The sequence below is a fragment of the Micrococcus sp. TA1 genome (genome assembly GCF_014199555.1).
Lineage (GTDB): Bacteria > Actinomycetota > Actinomycetes > Actinomycetales > Micrococcaceae > Citricoccus.
In genome coordinates this window covers 1,972,113-1,987,507 of sequence record NZ_JACHNW010000001.1, presented here as the reverse complement: position 1 = coordinate 1,987,507, position 15,395 = coordinate 1,972,113, and the positions used below count along the sequence as shown (strand labels likewise).

The window sequence follows — 15,395 nt, the reverse complement described above, 5'->3', positions numbered from 1 at the left end:
CGGGTGCTACGGCAGGTCCTCGTCAGCCACCTCGAGGTGTTCCACCGTCCGGTCCCCGACCGGGGTCTCGGTCGTCACCACGATGGAGGCGGTCCGGCCCACCAGGGCGCAGTTCTCCGGTGCACCGGGCACCAAACCGACGATCGTGGCCACCCGGATGCCGGAGTCATCCTCCTCGACGGCGGTGCGCGATCCGTAGCAGTCGGGCGTCCCGGTGGGAAAGTGGAAGCGCAGTTCCCGCTCCGAGACGACCTCGTAGTCCGTCCACTCCACGACCTGCTGGCCGGTCAGGTCGTCCCGGGGCTCGTCGTCCACGACGGCGTCCCCGGTGTCCTGCGTGGGGGCCGAATGGGCGGTGGAACTGCCGCTCACCTCACTGCCACCACTCTCGTCCCCGCCGCCCGGATCCTGACGGGCACACCCGGCCCCCGCAGCCGTCAGCAGGGCCACCCCGGCCAGGACGGCCACGAGGCGGTACCCGCCGCGGGAGATCGGTCTCACGGGGTCTCACCACTCCCGTCGTCCTCAGCGGCGGCGTACAGCTCCTCGACGCGTTCATCGAAGTAGGGGCCACTGATGTAGGCCGTGCTGTTCGAGGGACCGAACGACGTCACGCTGCGCACGTAGCCCCGGCCGGTCGAGTCGTCGTACTCGGCCAGCCACGGACCACCGGAGGAGCCCGGGCCGAAGTCGCAACCGCTGATCGAGGGGAACAGGAAGGTCTCGACCTGCTGGGTGACGGTCGTTCCCGTGCACGTCCACATCCGCTCACCGGCGTCCAGGTTGACGGGGTAGCCGAAGACGGACGCGTCGAACTCCCGGCTACCGCCGGTCGCCAGGCCGTGGCCCCCCACGGCGTCGGCCACGGTCTCGCCGTTCTCGTTGTCCTGGGTGGTCACGAGGGCCACGTCGGAACTGAAGCCCCGGCCGCTCGCGCCATGGGTGATCCACTCGTCGAAGGCCCTGAACGATGCCGCGGCGAACGTCCCCTCGGTCCCGGGGCCGTGATCGTACCCGGGGGCGAACACCCAGTTCGCGTGCCAGGTCTCGCCCGGTCCGCCGTGCACGCAGTGTCCGGCCGTGATCACGAGACGCTTCGAGGCGCTGTTGACCGCGGACCCGGAGCAGACGTAGTCCCGTCCGTCCTGCTGGTTGCGGAAGAAGACCTTGCCGTTGGTGGGGGAGTCGCCGGCCGCCACGGGGGAGGACTCGGCGCTGGTCGGAGCCGGCGCCCCGGCCGGGTCGTCGGCGGGGGGAGCCGGTTCGGCGATGATGGTGGGCGGGTCGGACTCGTCCGCGGGGGAGGAGGGGGACTCATCCGCGGCGGCGGCCGAGGCCCGCGCACCGGACTCCTGACCGGTGCCCCCGCCCTCCGGTTCGTCGGCCGGGATGGCCCGCTCCATGCGCTCGGGCGTCCAGTACTCCGTCACGGTCTCCACGTCGTCCTCGGCGGTCCCCGGGCCCCGGGACCCCGGGGTGGGCGCGAGGCCCGTCAGGTCGTCCGTGACCGGCGCGGCGGCGACGGTCGTCGTCGTCGCCTCCCGGCCCGGCCGCCCGTCCGTGTCGGCGTACGCCGGCACCGGGGACGTGACCAGGGCGGCGGCCGCCAGCGCTGCGGTGGGGAGGAACCACCATCTCCGTGGGTTCGCGTGGTCCATGGGTCCATCCCTCGGTCGGTCTGCGGATCCGGCCACACCTCGTCGACGGGCAACCGGACAGCCGCGGTCTGGGGGTCACCAGAGCGTCGGTGGCTCACATGATTGGACGCGGCCCGGACAGAAGTCAAGGTTCCGGCGGTCCACCGTCGTCCGGGTCGGCGTGCCCCCGAGTGTCGACGCGTGTGCCGACGGCACCTGCGCGGCGGGCGGGGAGGGCCGGGGCGGGCGCGGGTGGCGGCCGGTGACGGGCGGGGAACCGGCTGATACCGTCGCCGCCATGATCGGGTCTGCCGTGATCTGCGGGGCCGGCATCGCCGGGCTGTCCCTGGCCCACGAACTGGTGCGCCACGGCTGGGAGGTCACCCTGGTGGAGCGCGCGCCGGGACTCCGCGAGCAGGGATACATGATGGACTTCTTCGGACCGGGGTACGAGGCCGCGGAGCGGATGGGACTGCTGGGCCGGCTCCGGGAACTGAGCCACGACGTCGACGCCCTGGCCTATGTGGACGAGCGGGGACGGACCCGCGCCTCGGTGGGGTACGCCCGTCTGGCCCGCGCCCTGGACGGCCGACTGCTGAGCATCATGCGGCCGGACCTGGAACGGGCACTGCGGGAGGCGATCGGTGACGCCGCGGAGTTCCGCTACCGGGACACCGTCCGGGAGGTCACGGACCGGGGCGACGGGGTGAGGGTGGCGTTCGCCGGCGGATCGGTCCGGGACGCAGGGCTGCTCGTCGGCGCCGACGGGATCCACTCCCACGTCCGCCGTCACCTGTGGGGTGCCGAGGAACAGTTCATCCGGTACCTGGGACTGCACACGGCGGCCTACACCTTCGACGACCGGCAGGTGCACGCCGCGCTGGCCGGCCGGTTCGTCATGACGGACACGGTGGACCGCACCCTCGGCCTGTACGGCCTGGACGGGGACCGCGTGGCGGCGTTCATGGCCCACACCAGTGATGACCCGGACCTGCCGGCGGACCGGCGGGCGGCGTTACGGGACAGGTACGCCGGCCTGGGCCGGGTGGCCGCCCGGACCCTGGACCGCTGTCCGCCGGGGGAGGAGGTCTACTACGACCAGGTGGCCCAGGTGGAGGTGCCCGACTGGCGGCGCGGGAACGTGGTCCTGCTCGGCGACGCCTGCCAGGCGGTCTCACTGCTCGCCGGGCAGGGGGCCTCGCTGGCCGTCGCCGGCGCCTGCGTCCTGGCCGACCACCTCGTCACCGCACCCTCCGTCCCCGCCGCGCTGCGCGGGTACCAGGCGCAGTGGCGCCCCGTCGTCACCGCCGCCCAGCGGGCCGGCCGCCGGGGTGCCGAGTGGTTCCTGCCGCGATCCGAGGCCGCCCGCCGCCGGCGCCTGCTGATGCTGCACCTGATGGCCCTGCCGGGCGCCGGCCGGCTGCTCGCCCGGGGCGTCACGGGCCGGACGTCATCAGCACGGTGACCGGGGCCGTCGGGGTGACCCCGTTCAGTCCAGCGCGCGCACCGGTTCCGACCCGGCGAGCGACTCCAGGGCGGTGAGCCCCATGGCCAGTGCCCGGGCTTCGTCCGTGAACAGGTGGCCGAGCACGCGGGACGCGGCCAGGGCCAGTGCCGCCGGCCGCTCCAGGCCGAACCAGCCCATGATGGTGTCCAGTCCCGACGGGGTCACCCGCCAGGTCTTGTCCGCGTCCTTGACGATCGAGTCCTCGATGGACAGGGACTCCCTGCGGCTGTCGTGACCGTCGATGATCTCCAGGATGCGCCGGATGCTCTCACCGGGGTGACCCACCTCCGTCAGGATCTCACCGGCGATCCGGGCGCCCTCCCGTTCGTGCAGCAGCACCAGGTCCGGTCTCCCGCCACCGGGGGCGATCGCCTCCAGCACCTCGTCCTCCGGGACCCGGGACCAGCCGACGTCGTGCAGCAGGATGGCCGGGAGCACCACGTCGGCGTCCGCCTCCGGGTGGAACTCCAGCAGCGCGGCCGCGATCCCGAAGGCGTAGAGCGAATGCCGGTCGTTGCCGCGCACGCGCAGGTGGGGCGCGGCCAGGTCCCAGATCCGCCGCTGGTCCTCGTCGAGGTCGGGCAGTCCGCGCAGGCTGGCGCGGTCGGGCAGGAACGCCGAGACGTCGCGTCCCAGCTGGTTGGCGGCGGTGCGTGTCTGCGGGCTCATGACTGACATGCTGGGCGAGCGGACCGTCGTCGTCCAGCCCGGTGTCCCGCTGGACGGAAGGGTGCGGTCAGTCCCAGTCCAGGTCACCGAAGGAGGAGGGGAACCGCGGGCGCCGGCTGCGCAGGAATTCCCCGACGACGGCGGCCCCCAGGTCCTCCGGGTCCGGCGCCACCACGCGACCACCCACCCGGCGGGCCATGGCGGTGAGGAAACGCTCGAGCCCCGGGTCGTCGCCCAGCCGGAAGAAGGTGATCTCCGCCCCGTTCCGGCCCACCCGGTCCAGTTCGGCCACCGTGGCGCGCAGGGTCTCCGGCTCGGGCGGGTAGGAGAACCAGGATTCCCCGTGGGCCATCAGGCGGGCGGTGGGCTCCCCGTCGGTCACCACGAGCAGCACGGGCTGCCGGGTGGGGTGCTTCCGGAAGAACGCACTGGCCAGCAACAGCCCGTGGTGCAGGTTGGTGCCCTGCTCCCGCAGCGGCGGCAGGGCCGTGAGCTCGTCGACGGTGACGGTCTGGGCGTAGCGGCCGAAGTTCACCAGTTGCAGCGCGTCCCCGCGGAACCGGGTGGAGACCAGGTGGTGCAGGGCCAGCGCGGTGCGCTTCATGGGGACCCAGCGGCCCTCGGCCGCCATGGAGAACGAGGTGTCCACCAGCAGCACCACGGCCGCCTGGGTGCGGTCCTCGGTCTCCTGGACCTCCACGTCCTGGACCTGGAGCCGCAGCCCTGACGCCGGATTCCGGCCCTCGGCGGCCGTGCGGCCGATCGCGTTGGTCACCGTGCGCGTGACGTCCCACGGCTCGGCGTCCCCGAACTGCCAGGGCCTGCTGGATCCGGTCAGTTCCCCGGCGGCCCCGGCATGGCGGGTGTCCCGCTGGCCCTGGCGGCCCGAGAGCCGGCCCGCGGCGTCCTTCAGCAGGGACTGCCCCAGCCGGCGCATGGCCCGCGGTGAGAGCCGCAGGTCCCCGTCGGTGCCTCGTCGCAGCAGGCCGGAGTCGCGCAGGGCCTTCTCCAGGGCGGCCAGTGTCCGGGCGGAGGCCGCGGCGTCGTCACCCAGGTGGCGGTCGAGCGCGTCGACGTCGAGGTCGGACAGGGTCGAGCCCGCATAGGACTGGGAGAGCTGCTCGGCCAGTTCGTCGAGCTCGGCGAGGTCCTGGAGCACGCCGGTGCCGTCACCCAGTCCCAGGCCCTGGTCCCCGTCGAAGGACTCCGAACCGGACCAGTCCTCACCGGGGCGCAGGCCCTGCAGGTTGGCGTCCAGCCGGCTGAGCTGGTCCATCAGCTCGGGGGAGCCGAAGGCCTGGGCGGACAGGTCCATGAGCTCCTCCCGCTGCTCGCGCGTCATGGACCGCAGCATGCGCTGGGCGGCGGCCGAGCGCTTGGCCAGGGCGTCGATCAGCTCGTCTATGTCCTGGGGGTCCTCCGGGAACTGGTCGCCGTGCCGGGCCATGAAGTCCTCGAAGTCCTGCGGGGTGTCCTCGCCGCGGGCGTGCTTGTCCAGCAGCTGGTTGAGGTCGCGCAGCATCTCGGTGATGGCGGCCCGGTCCTCGTCCGTGGCGTTCTGCAGGGCGTCCTTCATCCCGGTGAAGCGCGCCTCCAGCATCTCCCGGCCCAGCAGGTCCTTGATCTGCTCGTAGCGTTCACGGGCCGTGGAGGACTGCCAGTCGTAGGAGGAAAGCTCGGTGACGGCGGCCGCGGTGGAGGGGGGGAGGTTCTGCAGCTGCATCTCCCGGAAGGACCGGTCCGTCTCCTCCATCCGGATGTCCCGGGCCAGTTGCTTGCGCTCCTCGAGCACCGCCTCGTCCAGCAGGCGCCGCACCTCCTGGAGCGTGCCGTCCAGGCGGTGCCGGCCGAGCAGGTCCTTGCGGCGCTGGGCCACCCGGCCGGCCAGGTCGTCCAGTCCGGTCATCGTCCGGGACCCCCGGCGCAGGTACTCGCGCAGGGCCCGTTCGGGGGAGTATCCGGCCATGACGTCCTCGGCCACGGCGTCCAGGGCCTCGGACAGGTCGACCGGGGGCGCGAGCGGATCGGGGCCGCCGGCATAGCGGCCGTAGCGTGATGACCTGCCGTGGCGCATGGTGTCTCCTCAGCCGTAGACGGTCTGCCCGTCCCCGGACTCCTTGGACAGCTCCCGGGCCAGGAACAACCCCTCCAGGGCGAGCTCGATGGCCCCGGCGCGGTGGCCCGGGCTGGACGCGCCGTTGGCCCCGGCCCGGGCCGCGATCTCGTCGTACAGTCCCGGGTCCTCCAGTTCCGGCAGCTCGGCGAGGAACTCCCCGGCGGTGACCCGTTCCCCGGTGGTGATGGTGCGGTGCCCGTCGAAGGCGTCCACGAGCGGGGCCAGGTCCAGCCCCGCGAAGTGCTCGCGCACCGCCTGCGCGGTGGCGGTGCGCAGCAGGTGCTCGAGGATCTCGTCCTCGCGGCCCTCCTCACCGGACTCGAACTCGATCTTGCCGCCGAGCACGTCGACCGCGGCCTCGATGTCCACCAGCCGGGCGACCGCCTCGTCGGCGCCGGCCGGGCCGTCCTCGCCCCGACCGCCGGTGCCGCCGCGCACCGTGGCCCGGTGGCGGGCCGCCGCCGCGATCGTCTCGGCCCCGGCGATCGCGAACCGGGCCGAGACGCCCGAGGACTGGTTGACCGCCGAGGAGGAGCGAAGGGCGCGGGTGAACCGGGCCAGGATCTCCAGCAGCACGTCCGGGACCTCGGCCGTGAGGTGGGCCTCCTGCCGGATGACGGCGATCTCATCGGACAGCTCGAGCGGGTAGTGGGTGCGGATCTCCGCCCCGAAGCGGTCTTTGAGCGGGGTGATGATCCGGCCGCGGTTGGTGTAGTCCTCGGGGTTGGCCGAGGCCACCACCAGGACGTCCAGCGGCAGGCGCAGCACGTAGCCGCGGACCTGGATGTCCCGCTCCTCCATAACGTTCAGCAGGGCCACCTGGATCCGCTCGGCCAGGTCAGGCAGCTCGTTCAGGGCCACGATCCCGCGGTTGGCGCGGGGCACCAGTCCGTAGTGGATGGTCTCCGGGTCGCCCAGGCGCCGTCCCTCCGCCACCCGCATCGGGTCCACGTCCCCGATGAGGTCGGCCACCGAGGTGTCCGGGGTGGAGAGCTTCTCCACGTACCGCTCGGAGCGGTGCCGCCAGGCCACGGGGAGCCGGTCCCCGTCAGTGGCGGCGCGCGTGATCGACTCGGCCGTGATCGGTGCGTAGGGGTGCTCGTTGAGCTCGGAGCCGGCGATCACGGGCGACCACTCGTCCAGCAGCCCGCTCAGGGTGCGCAGCAACCGGGTCTTGCCCTGCCCGCGCTCGCCGAGCAGGACGACGTCGTGCCCGGCGATCAACGCACGCTCCAGCTGCGGGATGACGGTGGTCCCGAAGCCGTGCAGTCCGGGCCAGGGGTCCACGCCCGCGGCCAGGGCGGCCAGCAGGTTCTCGCGAATCTCCTCGCGCAGGGTCCGCATGCGGTGCCCGGAGGCGCGCAGCTCGGCCAGGGTGCTGATCTCGGGACGGGTGCTCACGGTCCTCACGCTAGTCCCACGCCCCGGACGCGTCGAGGGGTGTCCCGGGACCCGGGCGCGTCCTAGGCTGGCCGTGATGGACCAGGACAGCCAGACCCCCCAGCCCCCCACCCTGCTGTTGCTGGTGCGGCACGGACAGACGCCCACCACCGGACAGGTGCTGCCGGGCCGTGCCCCGGGACTGCACCTGTCCGAGGCCGGCCGGGACCAGGCCGACCGGGTGGCCGGGCGACTGGCCGCACTGCCGGTCACCGCGGTGTACTCCTCGCCCCTGGAACGCACCCTGCAGACCGCGGGCCCGACGGCGGAGCGCACCGGGGTGCCGGTCCTCACCGAGGCGGGGCTCATCGAGGGGGAGTTCGGCGACTGGACCGGCCGGTCGCTGGCCGAGCTGGCACGGCTGCCGGAGTGGCACACCGTCCAGCACGAACCGGAGGCGTTCCGCTTCCCGAACGGGGAGAGCTTCGTGGAGATCCGGGACCGGATGGCCCACACCCTGACGCGGTTGCGGCGGGCCCATCCGGGCGGGACGGTCGTGTGCTTCTCCCACGCGGACCCCATCCGGGTGGCCGTGTCCGACGCCCTGGGCACGCCGCTGAACCGCTTCCAGCGCCTGAGCGTGGGCCCCTGCTCGGTCTCGGCCATCGCCTACCGGGACGGTGAGGACCCGGTGGTGCTGACCGTGAACTCCACGCAGGACTCGCTGGCCGAGCTCCGGGCGTCCTAGGTCCCCGCCGTGTCCGCCGACGTGTCCCCCGATCCCGCGGGTGCACCGCGCGTCCCGGACGTGGACCTGCTGCGGCGCGGGGAGATCGAGCTGCTGGGCCGGATGGTGAACAGCAGCAACGAGACCTTCCTCGCCGAACTCACCCTCGGGGAGGTGCAGCACTGGGCGATCTACAAGCCGGAGCTCGGTGAACGGCCGCTGCGGGACTTCCCGCCCGGGCTGCACCGCCGGGAGAGTGCCGCCTTCCTGCTCAGCGAGGCGCTCGGCTGGGGTCTCGTGCCGCCCACGGTCGTGCGCGAGGAGGCCCCCTTCGGCGTCGGGTCGCTGCAGCTGTTCATCGAGCACGACCCGGACCGGCACTATTTCGTCCTGCTGGACGGCGCCGCCGATGCGGTGGCGCTCGCGGGACCGGCCGGCCCCGAGGACCCCCTCGCCGTGGTCGACCAGTTGCGCCGGCTGGCCCTGTTCGACCTCGTGGCCAACAACGCGGACCGCAAGGCCGGGCACGTGCTCGCCGGGACGGACGGGCGCCTGTGGGGGATCGACCACGGGCTGTGCTTCGCCGCCCCGTACAAGCTGCGCACGGTGATGTGGGACTTCGCCGGTGAGGAGATCGACCCCGGTCTGGTGGCCGACGTCGCCCCGCTCGCCGAGGAGGTGCCCGGGGAATTGGCGGACCTGCTCCACTGGCGTGAGGCCGATGCCCTGCAGGCGCGGGTCCGTCAGCTGCTCACCGCACCGCGGTTCCCGCAGGACCCCAGCGGGATGCGCTTCCCCTGGCCGCTCATCTGATCAGAGCCTGACCTCCACGTCCGCGTCCTTCTTCAGCTCCTCCATGCGCTGCATGATGGCCTCGTTCTGCTTCTGTGAGGTGACCTGCTGCTCGAGCTGCGGCTTGGCCTCCTCGAAGGACGGGGTCTTGGCGGAGGGGCTGGCCCCGCCCTCGCCCTCCTGACCGCCGCCCTGACCGCCGCCCTGCTGCTGGGAGGCCACGGCCTGGTCGTAGAGGGCCTTCAGTTCCTTCTCGGTGGGCTTCGGGACGTCGATCTCCTGGATGGCGGCCGTCATGAGCACCTGCTTCCGGGCATCGGAACGGACCTGGTCCTCGGCGAAGCCCCGTTCCTTGTAGGCCGCCATGAGCTCGTCGACGGAGCCGAGCTGCTGGGACTTCGCGGTCTCCTCCAGCAGGGCGTCGACGTCCTCGTCCGTGGCCTCGTGCCCGCTGGCCTGGGCGTCCTGGACCAGCAGCTCGCTGCCCACCATGGAGTCCAGGGTCTGCTTCTTCAACGCGTCCTGGTCGAGTTCCTGGCCGGACATCTGCGCCTGCAGGGCCATCTGCTGGAACTGGGACTCGTAGACACCCGAGAAGTCCTTCCCGGAGATCTCCTCGCCGTTGACGGTGGCGACGACGTCCGGGATCCCCTTCAGGTCGGGCTCCGGCATGGCCTCCTGACCGTTCTCGGGCGCGGCCTGGCTCGCGCCGGCCGCCTCGGTGGAGGCCGTGCCGGCGGTGGTGGGTTCGGCATCCGCGCTGCCGCAGGCCCCGAGGGCGAGGAGCGAGCCGACGAGTGCGACGCTGGTGAGCAGTTTCCTCCGCATGAGGATGACCGTCCTTTCTGGAGATGGCCCGGGCACCGTAGCAAGCCACGCTGGGCGTCGCGGTCAGGAAGCGGTCAGCACGCGCACAGACTCGGACGACGCTGCCGGGCCGGCAGGGGGTTGACGCCGAGGAGGCCACGCCCTAACGTACAACCATCCGGTTGTATATCTGACCGGGACACACCAGGAGGCCACGGTGGTCGATGACACGTCACTGACGCTGAGCGACGACGAGGTGGACCGGATCTTCCGGGCCCTCGCGGATGCGACGCGGAGGGACATCGTCCGGCGGACCCTCACGGAGGAGATCACCGTCTCCGCTCTTGCCGCCGCGTACGAGATGTCGTTCGCGGCCGTCCAGAAGCACGTCTCCGTCCTCGAATCAGCGGGACTCGTGCACAAGAACCGACACGGCCGCGAACGCCTCGTCCGCGGCAACCCCGACACCCTGCGCAAGGCCCAGCTCCTGCTGGATCAGTACGAGGAGCTCTGGCGCCGGCGGATCGACCGCCTGGACGCGCTGCTGGCCGGTAACCCGGCCGGCGGACCGCCCGCGGACCCGGCGGCCCCCGCCTGACCCCGGCCTCGCCCCGACTGGAAGGCACCGACATGCCTGTCATCGACGTCACCAAGGACCCCCGTACCCTGACCATGACCATCGTGGCCGAGTTCCCCGTCCCCGTCCGCCGGCTCTGGGACGCCTACGCGGACCCGCGCCAGCTGGAGCGGTTCTGGGGCCCGGTCGACTGGCCGGCCACCTTCACCCGGCACGACCTCTACCCCGGCGGGGAGTCGCACTACCTGATGACCGGCCCGGACGGGCAGCAGGCCGGCGGGTACTTCGAGTACCTCGCGGTGGACCCCGGCCGCTCCTTCGAGGTGCTGGACGGCTTCCGCGCCGAGGACGGGTCGAAGGACCGGCAGATGCCGACCATGCGCATGGTCTTCACCTTCGAGGAGACGGACGCCGGCTCCCGGGTGACCACCACCACCCACTTCGACTCGTCCGAGCAGCTCGAGCAGCTGCTGGGAATGGGCATGGAGGAGGGCACCCTGTCCGCCATGGGCCAGATGGACGCCGTCCTGGCCGACCGGCAGTCCTTCGCCGCGGGACAACCGGTGCGCACCCAGCTGATCGGGGAGGACCGGGCACGGCTCAGCCGGATCGTCCACGGCACCAAGGACCAGGTCTGGCGGGCCCACCACGACCCGGAGCTGCTCACGCGGTGGCAACTGGGTCCTGACGGCTGGTCCATGCCGGTCTGCGAGGTCGGCACCGCCGTCGGGGACACCTATCGGTACGAGTGGGAACAGGAGGGAGGGGGGAACCGGTTCGGCTTCACGGGTGAGGTCCTGGAGATCGAGGCCCCGCACCGCGTGGTCACCACGGAGTCGATGACCGGCCAGGACAGCCCGCCGGTGGTCAACGAACTCACCCTCACCGAGGTCGAGGGCGGCACCCTGCTGTCCCTGCTCATGACCTTCCCCGAGGGTGCGCGCGAGACCGTCCTGGGCACCGGCATGGCCGACGGCATGGAGGCCAGTTACGCCCGCCTCGAGTCGGAGGTCCTCGCCGCCGCCTGAGCTCACCTAGGCTCAAGCTGTGGCTGACATCCAGACGAGTTCCCTGCACACCACCGCCATCGGCGACCACGGTGACCGCGTGGTCTTCCTGCACGGCCTGTTCGGGCGCGGCAAGAACTTCACCCGGATCGCCAAGGACCTGGCGCCGGACTACCGGAGCCTGCTGGTGGATCTGCCCAACCACGGGCAGTCCGACTGGACGGAGACGGTGGACTACCGGCAGATGGCGGACTCCCTGGCCCGGGCCCTGCGCGAGGGCTTCGCCGCGCAGGGCCCGGTCGCCGTCGTCGGGCATTCGATGGGTGGCAAGGTGGCGATGGTGCTGGCACTGCGCCACCCGGACCTGGTCTCCCGGCTGGTCGTGGTGGACATCGCCCCCACCCAGGCCGGGGGCGCCGAGGGCGAGTTCGCCCACCTGCTGGACAGCCTGGCCGCCGTGGACCTGTCCGCGCTCCAGCGGCGGTCGGACGCGGACGAGGCCCTCAAGGAGCCCATCCCGTGGGACACCACCCGGTTGTTCCTGCTCCAGAACCTGCGCAGCGGACGGGAGGGCTTCCACTGGGAGCCGAACCTGGAGCTGCTGCGGTCCAGCCTGGACGCGATCGGCGGCTTCCCGGACACCGGGGACGCGGTCTACGATGGGCCGGTGCTCTGGGTGGCCGGCGGCCGGTCGGACTACGTCCGGGACGAGTACGCCCCCATCATGCGCGGGTTGTTCCCCAGGACCCACCGGGTGACCATCCGCGAGGCCGGCCACTGGGTGCACTCGCAGGAGCCGGAGAAGTTCGTCGAGGTGCTGCGCGGGTTCCTCCAGCACACCGGGGCCTGATTCCGGCTCGCCGACGGCGGCGGGAGAGACCCATGGGGCAGGGCATCGAGGACTACGGGGTCATCGGGGACCTGCACACCATGGCCCTGGTCGGCCGGGACGGGTCGATCGACTGGCTCTGCCTGCCGCGGTTCGACTCCGGCGCCTGCTTCGCCCGGTTGCTCGGGGACGCCGAGGCCGGCTTCTGGCAGATCGCCCCGGCGGACGCCCGGCCGTGCACCCGGCGCCGCTACCGGGGACAGACGCTCGTGCTGGAGACCGAGTGGGAGTCCCCGGAGGGAACGGTCCGCGTGGTGGACGCCATGCCGCCCCGTGAGGGTGAGGCCACCGACCTGGTCCGGGTGGTCGAGGGGGTCCGCGGACGGGTGCCGATGCGCATGGAGCTGCGGCTGCGGTTCGACTACGGGCACATCGTGCCGTGGGTGCGCCGTCACGGGGAGCGGCTCTCCGCGATCGCCGGCCCCGACGCCGTCTGGCTGGACACCCCCGTGGCGCTGCACGGTGAGCACCTGGCGACCGTGGCCGAGTTCGAGGTCGTCGCCGGGCAGAGCGTACCCTTCGTCCTGACCTACCACCCCTCACACCACAGCCCTCCTGCGCCCAGTGACGCAGCCGGTGACCTGTCCTGCACCGAGCGGTTCTGGACGGACTGGGTGGGCCGGGCGGAGTACACGGGGGAGTGGGCGGAGGCGGTCACGCGCTCGCTGGTGCTGCTCAAGGCCCTCACCTACGCCCCCACCGGGGGGATCGTGGCGGCGGCGACCACCTCCCTGCCCGAACGGCTCGGCGGGAGCCGGAACTGGGACTACCGCTACTGCTGGCTGCGTGACGCGACCTTCACGCTGCAGGCACTGCTCGGCACCGGTTACGTCCAGGAGGCCGGGGCCTGGCGGGACTGGCTGCTGCGGGCGGTGGCCGGGGACCCGGCCGACCTGCAGATCATGTACGGCATCGACGGCTCCCGGCGGCTGACCGAGCTGGAGCTGGACTGGCTCTCCGGGTACGAGGGATCGCGCCCCGTACGGATCGGCAACGCCGCGGTGGCCCAGCTCCAGCTCGACGTGTGGGGGGAGGTGCTGGACGGGTTGCACGTGGTCCGGTCCTCGGGGCTGTCCCCCGTCGCCGAGGCCTGGGACCTGCAACAGGCGCTGGTGGAACACCTCGAGGGCCGATGGCGGGAACCGGACAACTCCCTGTGGGAGGTGCGCGGACCACGCCGGCACTTCGTGCACTCCAAGGTCATGGCCTGGGCGGGCCTGGACCGGGCGGTGCGCGGTGTGGACCGGTTCGGCCTGTGCGGTCCGGTCGAGCGGTGGCGGGCCCTGTGTCAGGAGATCCACGACGAGGTCTGCGACCGCGGATACGACCCGGTGCGGGGCACCTTCACCCAGTCCTACGGCTCCACCGGCCTGGACGCGGCCCTGCTGCTGATCCCGAGGGTGGGGTTCCTGCCGTGGAACGACGCGCGCGTGGCCGGGACGGTCGACGCGGTCCAGCGCGAGCTGGTCGAGGAGGGGCTCGTGCTGCGCTACCGGCCCGGGACCGGGGTGGACGGTCTTCCCGGGCCGGAGGGGGCGTTCCTGGCGTGCAGCTTCTGGCTGGCAGATGCGCTGCACGGGATCGGCCGGAGCGCCGAGGCGCGGAAGCTCTTCGAGCGTCTGCTGGGACTGCGCAACGACCTCGGGATCCTCGCCGAGGAGTACGACCCCCTCTCCGGCCGCCACCTCGGCAACACCCCGCAGGCCTTCAGCCACGTCGGACTCGTCAACACCGCCCGGCACCTCTCCGTCCCGCTCACCGCACCCTGACGCCACCGCCCTTCCCCCGGTGAGTCGCTCACGCCACAGGCCGCTGCACCCCGTGCCCGGGGTCCCGGCAGGGGCGGCCTAACGTGTCCGTGCCCGGTCCTACGGTGGTCTCGTCCAACGGAAAGAGCACTCACCCACCCGAGGTCGTCATGACCACCCCTACGACCACCCCGACCCCCCTGCTGACCGCCGACTACCGCACCGCCGAGGCGTTCACCAGCTGCGGGGCCAGCTATGACACGCTGGCCGCCGTGGCCACCCGCCTGGCCATCCTGGCCGTCGAGGACACCCTGAACGACCCCAGCGAGGAACGCACCACCGAGCGCATCACCCTCGTCGAGCACCTCATGCGGTTCGCCAACGCCCACGGGTCCACGCGGCCGGCCGCGGCCGTCCGGCAGGCCATGGCCAGCATGCTGTATGCCATCGGGCAGCCGGGCACGCCGGTGCTGTCCATCCTGGAGGAACTGCACATCGCCACCTCGCACACCCAGTGAGGCCGGCGGGACGGAATAGCCGCCGCGGATCCATGGTTGCGCCCGGTATGCGAGCTATGACGTATTCCCGGTACGGAGACAACAGTGTCCTCGAGATGACCGACCTGCCCCGGCCCAAGGTGGGCCCCGGTCAGGTCCTGATCCGGATCAGGCGGTCCTCGGTCAACCCGGTGGACTGGAAGGTGATGTCCGGCGGCCTGGACGCGATGATGGACGCCCATTTCCCGGTGGTGCCCGGCTGGGACGTGGCGGGCGTCGTCGAGGAGGTGGGGCCCGACACCCCGGAGTTCAGCCCGGGCCAGCGGGTCGCGGCCTACGCCCGCAAGATGGTCGTCTCCGGCGGCACCTTCGCCGAGTACGTGACCGTCCCGGCCGAGTTCGCCGCCCTCATCCCCGAGGCCGTGACGGACGACGTGGCCGGGGCGCTGCCCCTCACCGGGCTGACCGCACGCCGTTCCCTCGACGCGCTGGCCCCCACGGCCGATGACACCGTGCTGATCCACGCGGCCTCCGGCGGGGTCGGGTACCTGGCCTGCCAACTGGCGGTGGCCACCGGTGCCCGTGTGCTCGGCACCGCCTCCGAGGCCAACTTCCCGAAGCTGGAGGCCCTGGGCGTGGTCCCGGTCAGGTACGGCGAGGGGCTCCTTGAGCGCGTGCGTGAACTGGCCCCGGACGGCGTCCAGGCGGTCGCCGACTTCTCCGGCGCCGAGGGGGTCCTGGAGACGACCCTGGCGGTGCTGCGCGACGGCGGCCGGCACGTGTCCATCGCCGACCCGGCCGTGGAGGACCACGGCGGGCGCTGGCTGTGGGTGCGCCCCGACGGCGACGGCCTCGCGGACCTGCTGGCGCGGGTGGAGCGGGGAGAGCTGATCCTGGACATCGACCGGGTGCTGCCCCTGGCCGAGGTCGCGGAGGGCTTCCGACTCAGCCAGTCCGGCGAGGCCCGGGGCAAGATCGTGATCGACGTCGAGCGCTGAGCCGCCGGCCGGCGCCCGCGAGAGCGCGGGGCCGGCCGGCGGTC

General features: G+C 72.5%; 15 protein-coding genes. 9 read left to right on the top strand and 6 right to left on the bottom strand.

Going from position 1 to position 15,395, the window contains the following annotated elements; translation table 11 throughout:
* Positions 1 to 6 precede the first annotated feature (6 nt).
* Both GGQ69_RS08625 and GGQ69_RS08620 read right to left on the bottom strand, forming a co-directional pair.
* Complete coding sequence (locus GGQ69_RS08625; RefSeq protein ID WP_183527201.1) at positions 7 to 501, bottom strand: hypothetical protein; 495 nt, start codon at positions 499 to 501, stop codon at positions 7 to 9.
* Positions 498 to 1,658 carry a serine protease gene (locus GGQ69_RS08620; RefSeq protein ID WP_183527199.1) on the bottom strand — a complete coding sequence of 387 codons (1,161 nt, stop codon included), beginning with the start codon at positions 1,656 to 1,658 and terminating at the stop codon, positions 498 to 500. The genes GGQ69_RS08625 and GGQ69_RS08620 overlap by 4 nt, the downstream gene beginning before the upstream one ends.
* A 277-nt stretch (positions 1,659 to 1,935) precedes the next feature.
* On the opposite strand from GGQ69_RS08620, the gene GGQ69_RS08615 reads away from it, so the two are divergent.
* Entirely contained in the window at positions 1,936 to 3,102 is a 1,167-nt protein-coding gene (locus GGQ69_RS08615; RefSeq protein ID WP_183527196.1) for an FAD-dependent oxidoreductase, read from the top strand.
* A gap of 24 nt (positions 3,103 to 3,126) precedes the next feature.
* Here the strand turns inward: GGQ69_RS08615 and GGQ69_RS08610 are convergent, their stop codons facing one another.
* The 3 genes from GGQ69_RS08610 to GGQ69_RS08600 form a co-directional block, all read right to left on the bottom strand.
* The gene (locus GGQ69_RS08610; RefSeq protein WP_183527193.1) at positions 3,127 to 3,813 is read right to left on the bottom strand and encodes an HD domain-containing protein; all 687 of its coding nucleotides are present in this window, start codon (positions 3,811 to 3,813) and stop codon (positions 3,127 to 3,129) included.
* A 67-nt stretch (positions 3,814 to 3,880) separates the two neighbouring features.
* Positions 3,881 to 5,887, bottom strand: coding sequence for a VWA domain-containing protein (locus GGQ69_RS08605; protein WP_183527190.1), 2,007 nt, complete (start codon positions 5,885 to 5,887; stop codon positions 3,881 to 3,883).
* Positions 5,888 to 5,896: 9 nt separating this feature from the next.
* Positions 5,897 to 7,330: a sigma 54-interacting transcriptional regulator gene (locus GGQ69_RS08600; RefSeq protein WP_183527186.1), complete on the bottom strand. Its 1,434-nt coding sequence runs from the start codon at positions 7,328 to 7,330 to the stop codon at positions 5,897 to 5,899.
* A gap of 76 nt (positions 7,331 to 7,406) precedes the next feature.
* On the opposite strand from GGQ69_RS08600, the gene GGQ69_RS08595 reads away from it, so the two are divergent.
* On the top strand, positions 7,407 to 8,057 hold the full coding sequence (locus GGQ69_RS08595) for a histidine phosphatase family protein (RefSeq protein ID WP_183527183.1): 651 nt from the start codon (positions 7,407 to 7,409) through the stop codon (positions 8,055 to 8,057).
* A gap of 9 nt (positions 8,058 to 8,066) precedes the next feature.
* On the top strand, positions 8,067 to 8,849 hold the full coding sequence (locus tag GGQ69_RS08590) for an SCO1664 family protein (RefSeq protein ID WP_183527180.1): 783 nt from the start codon (positions 8,067 to 8,069) through the stop codon (positions 8,847 to 8,849).
* Here the strand turns inward: GGQ69_RS08590 and GGQ69_RS08585 are convergent, their stop codons facing one another.
* The gene (locus GGQ69_RS08585; RefSeq protein WP_183527178.1) at positions 8,850 to 9,656 is read right to left on the bottom strand and encodes a SurA N-terminal domain-containing protein; all 807 of its coding nucleotides are present in this window, start codon (positions 9,654 to 9,656) and stop codon (positions 8,850 to 8,852) included.
* 196 nt (positions 9,657 to 9,852) lie between these two features.
* Here GGQ69_RS08585 and GGQ69_RS08580 point away from each other — a divergent pair, with 196 nt between their 5' ends.
* The 6 genes from GGQ69_RS08580 (at position 9,853) to GGQ69_RS08555 (ending at position 15,351) form a co-directional block, all read left to right on the top strand.
* Entirely contained in the window at positions 9,853 to 10,233 is a 381-nt protein-coding gene (locus GGQ69_RS08580) for a metalloregulator ArsR/SmtB family transcription factor (protein ID WP_183527175.1), read from the top strand.
* 32 nt (positions 10,234 to 10,265) lie between these two features.
* Positions 10,266 to 11,240, top strand: coding sequence for an SRPBCC family protein (locus GGQ69_RS08575; RefSeq protein ID WP_183527172.1), 975 nt, complete (start codon positions 10,266 to 10,268; stop codon positions 11,238 to 11,240).
* A gap of 19 nt (positions 11,241 to 11,259) precedes the next feature.
* Positions 11,260 to 12,069, top strand: coding sequence for an alpha/beta fold hydrolase (locus GGQ69_RS08570; protein ID WP_183527155.1), 810 nt, complete (start codon positions 11,260 to 11,262; stop codon positions 12,067 to 12,069).
* A 32-nt stretch (positions 12,070 to 12,101) separates the two neighbouring features.
* The gene (locus GGQ69_RS08565; RefSeq protein WP_183527152.1) at positions 12,102 to 13,877 is read left to right on the top strand and encodes a glycoside hydrolase family 15 protein; all 1,776 of its coding nucleotides are present in this window, start codon (positions 12,102 to 12,104) and stop codon (positions 13,875 to 13,877) included.
* A gap of 149 nt (positions 13,878 to 14,026) precedes the next feature.
* Entirely contained in the window at positions 14,027 to 14,374 is a 348-nt protein-coding gene (locus GGQ69_RS08560) for a hypothetical protein (RefSeq protein WP_183527149.1), read from the top strand.
* Positions 14,375 to 14,421: 47 nt separating this feature from the next.
* The gene (locus GGQ69_RS08555) at positions 14,422 to 15,351 is read left to right on the top strand and encodes an NADP-dependent oxidoreductase (protein WP_221243371.1); all 930 of its coding nucleotides are present in this window, start codon (positions 14,422 to 14,424) and stop codon (positions 15,349 to 15,351) included.
* Positions 15,352 to 15,395: the final 44 nt, after the last annotated feature.

Coding starts and splice junctions, on each gene's coding strand:
- GGQ69_RS08620 (WP_183527199.1), bottom strand. CDS start 1,658: ATGGACCACGCGAACCCACGGAGATGGTGGTTCCTCCCCACCGCAGCG.
- GGQ69_RS08615 (WP_183527196.1), top strand. CDS start 1,936: ATGATCGGGTCTGCCGTGATCTGCGGGGCCGGCATCGCCGGGCTGTCC.
- GGQ69_RS08610 (WP_183527193.1), bottom strand. CDS start 3,813: ATGAGCCCGCAGACACGCACCGCCGCCAACCAGCTGGGACGCGACGTC.
- GGQ69_RS08605 (WP_183527190.1), bottom strand. CDS start 5,887: ATGCGCCACGGCAGGTCATCACGCTACGGCCGCTATGCCGGCGGCCCC.
- GGQ69_RS08595 (WP_183527183.1), top strand. CDS start 7,407: ATGGACCAGGACAGCCAGACCCCCCAGCCCCCCACCCTGCTGTTGCTG.
- GGQ69_RS08585 (WP_183527178.1), bottom strand. CDS start 9,656: ATGCGGAGGAAACTGCTCACCAGCGTCGCACTCGTCGGCTCGCTCCTC.
- GGQ69_RS08575 (WP_183527172.1), top strand. CDS start 10,266: ATGCCTGTCATCGACGTCACCAAGGACCCCCGTACCCTGACCATGACC.
- GGQ69_RS08565 (WP_183527152.1), top strand. CDS start 12,102: ATGGGGCAGGGCATCGAGGACTACGGGGTCATCGGGGACCTGCACACC.
- GGQ69_RS08560 (WP_183527149.1), top strand. CDS start 14,027: ATGACCACCCCTACGACCACCCCGACCCCCCTGCTGACCGCCGACTAC.
- GGQ69_RS08555 (WP_221243371.1), top strand. CDS start 14,422: ATGCGAGCTATGACGTATTCCCGGTACGGAGACAACAGTGTCCTCGAG.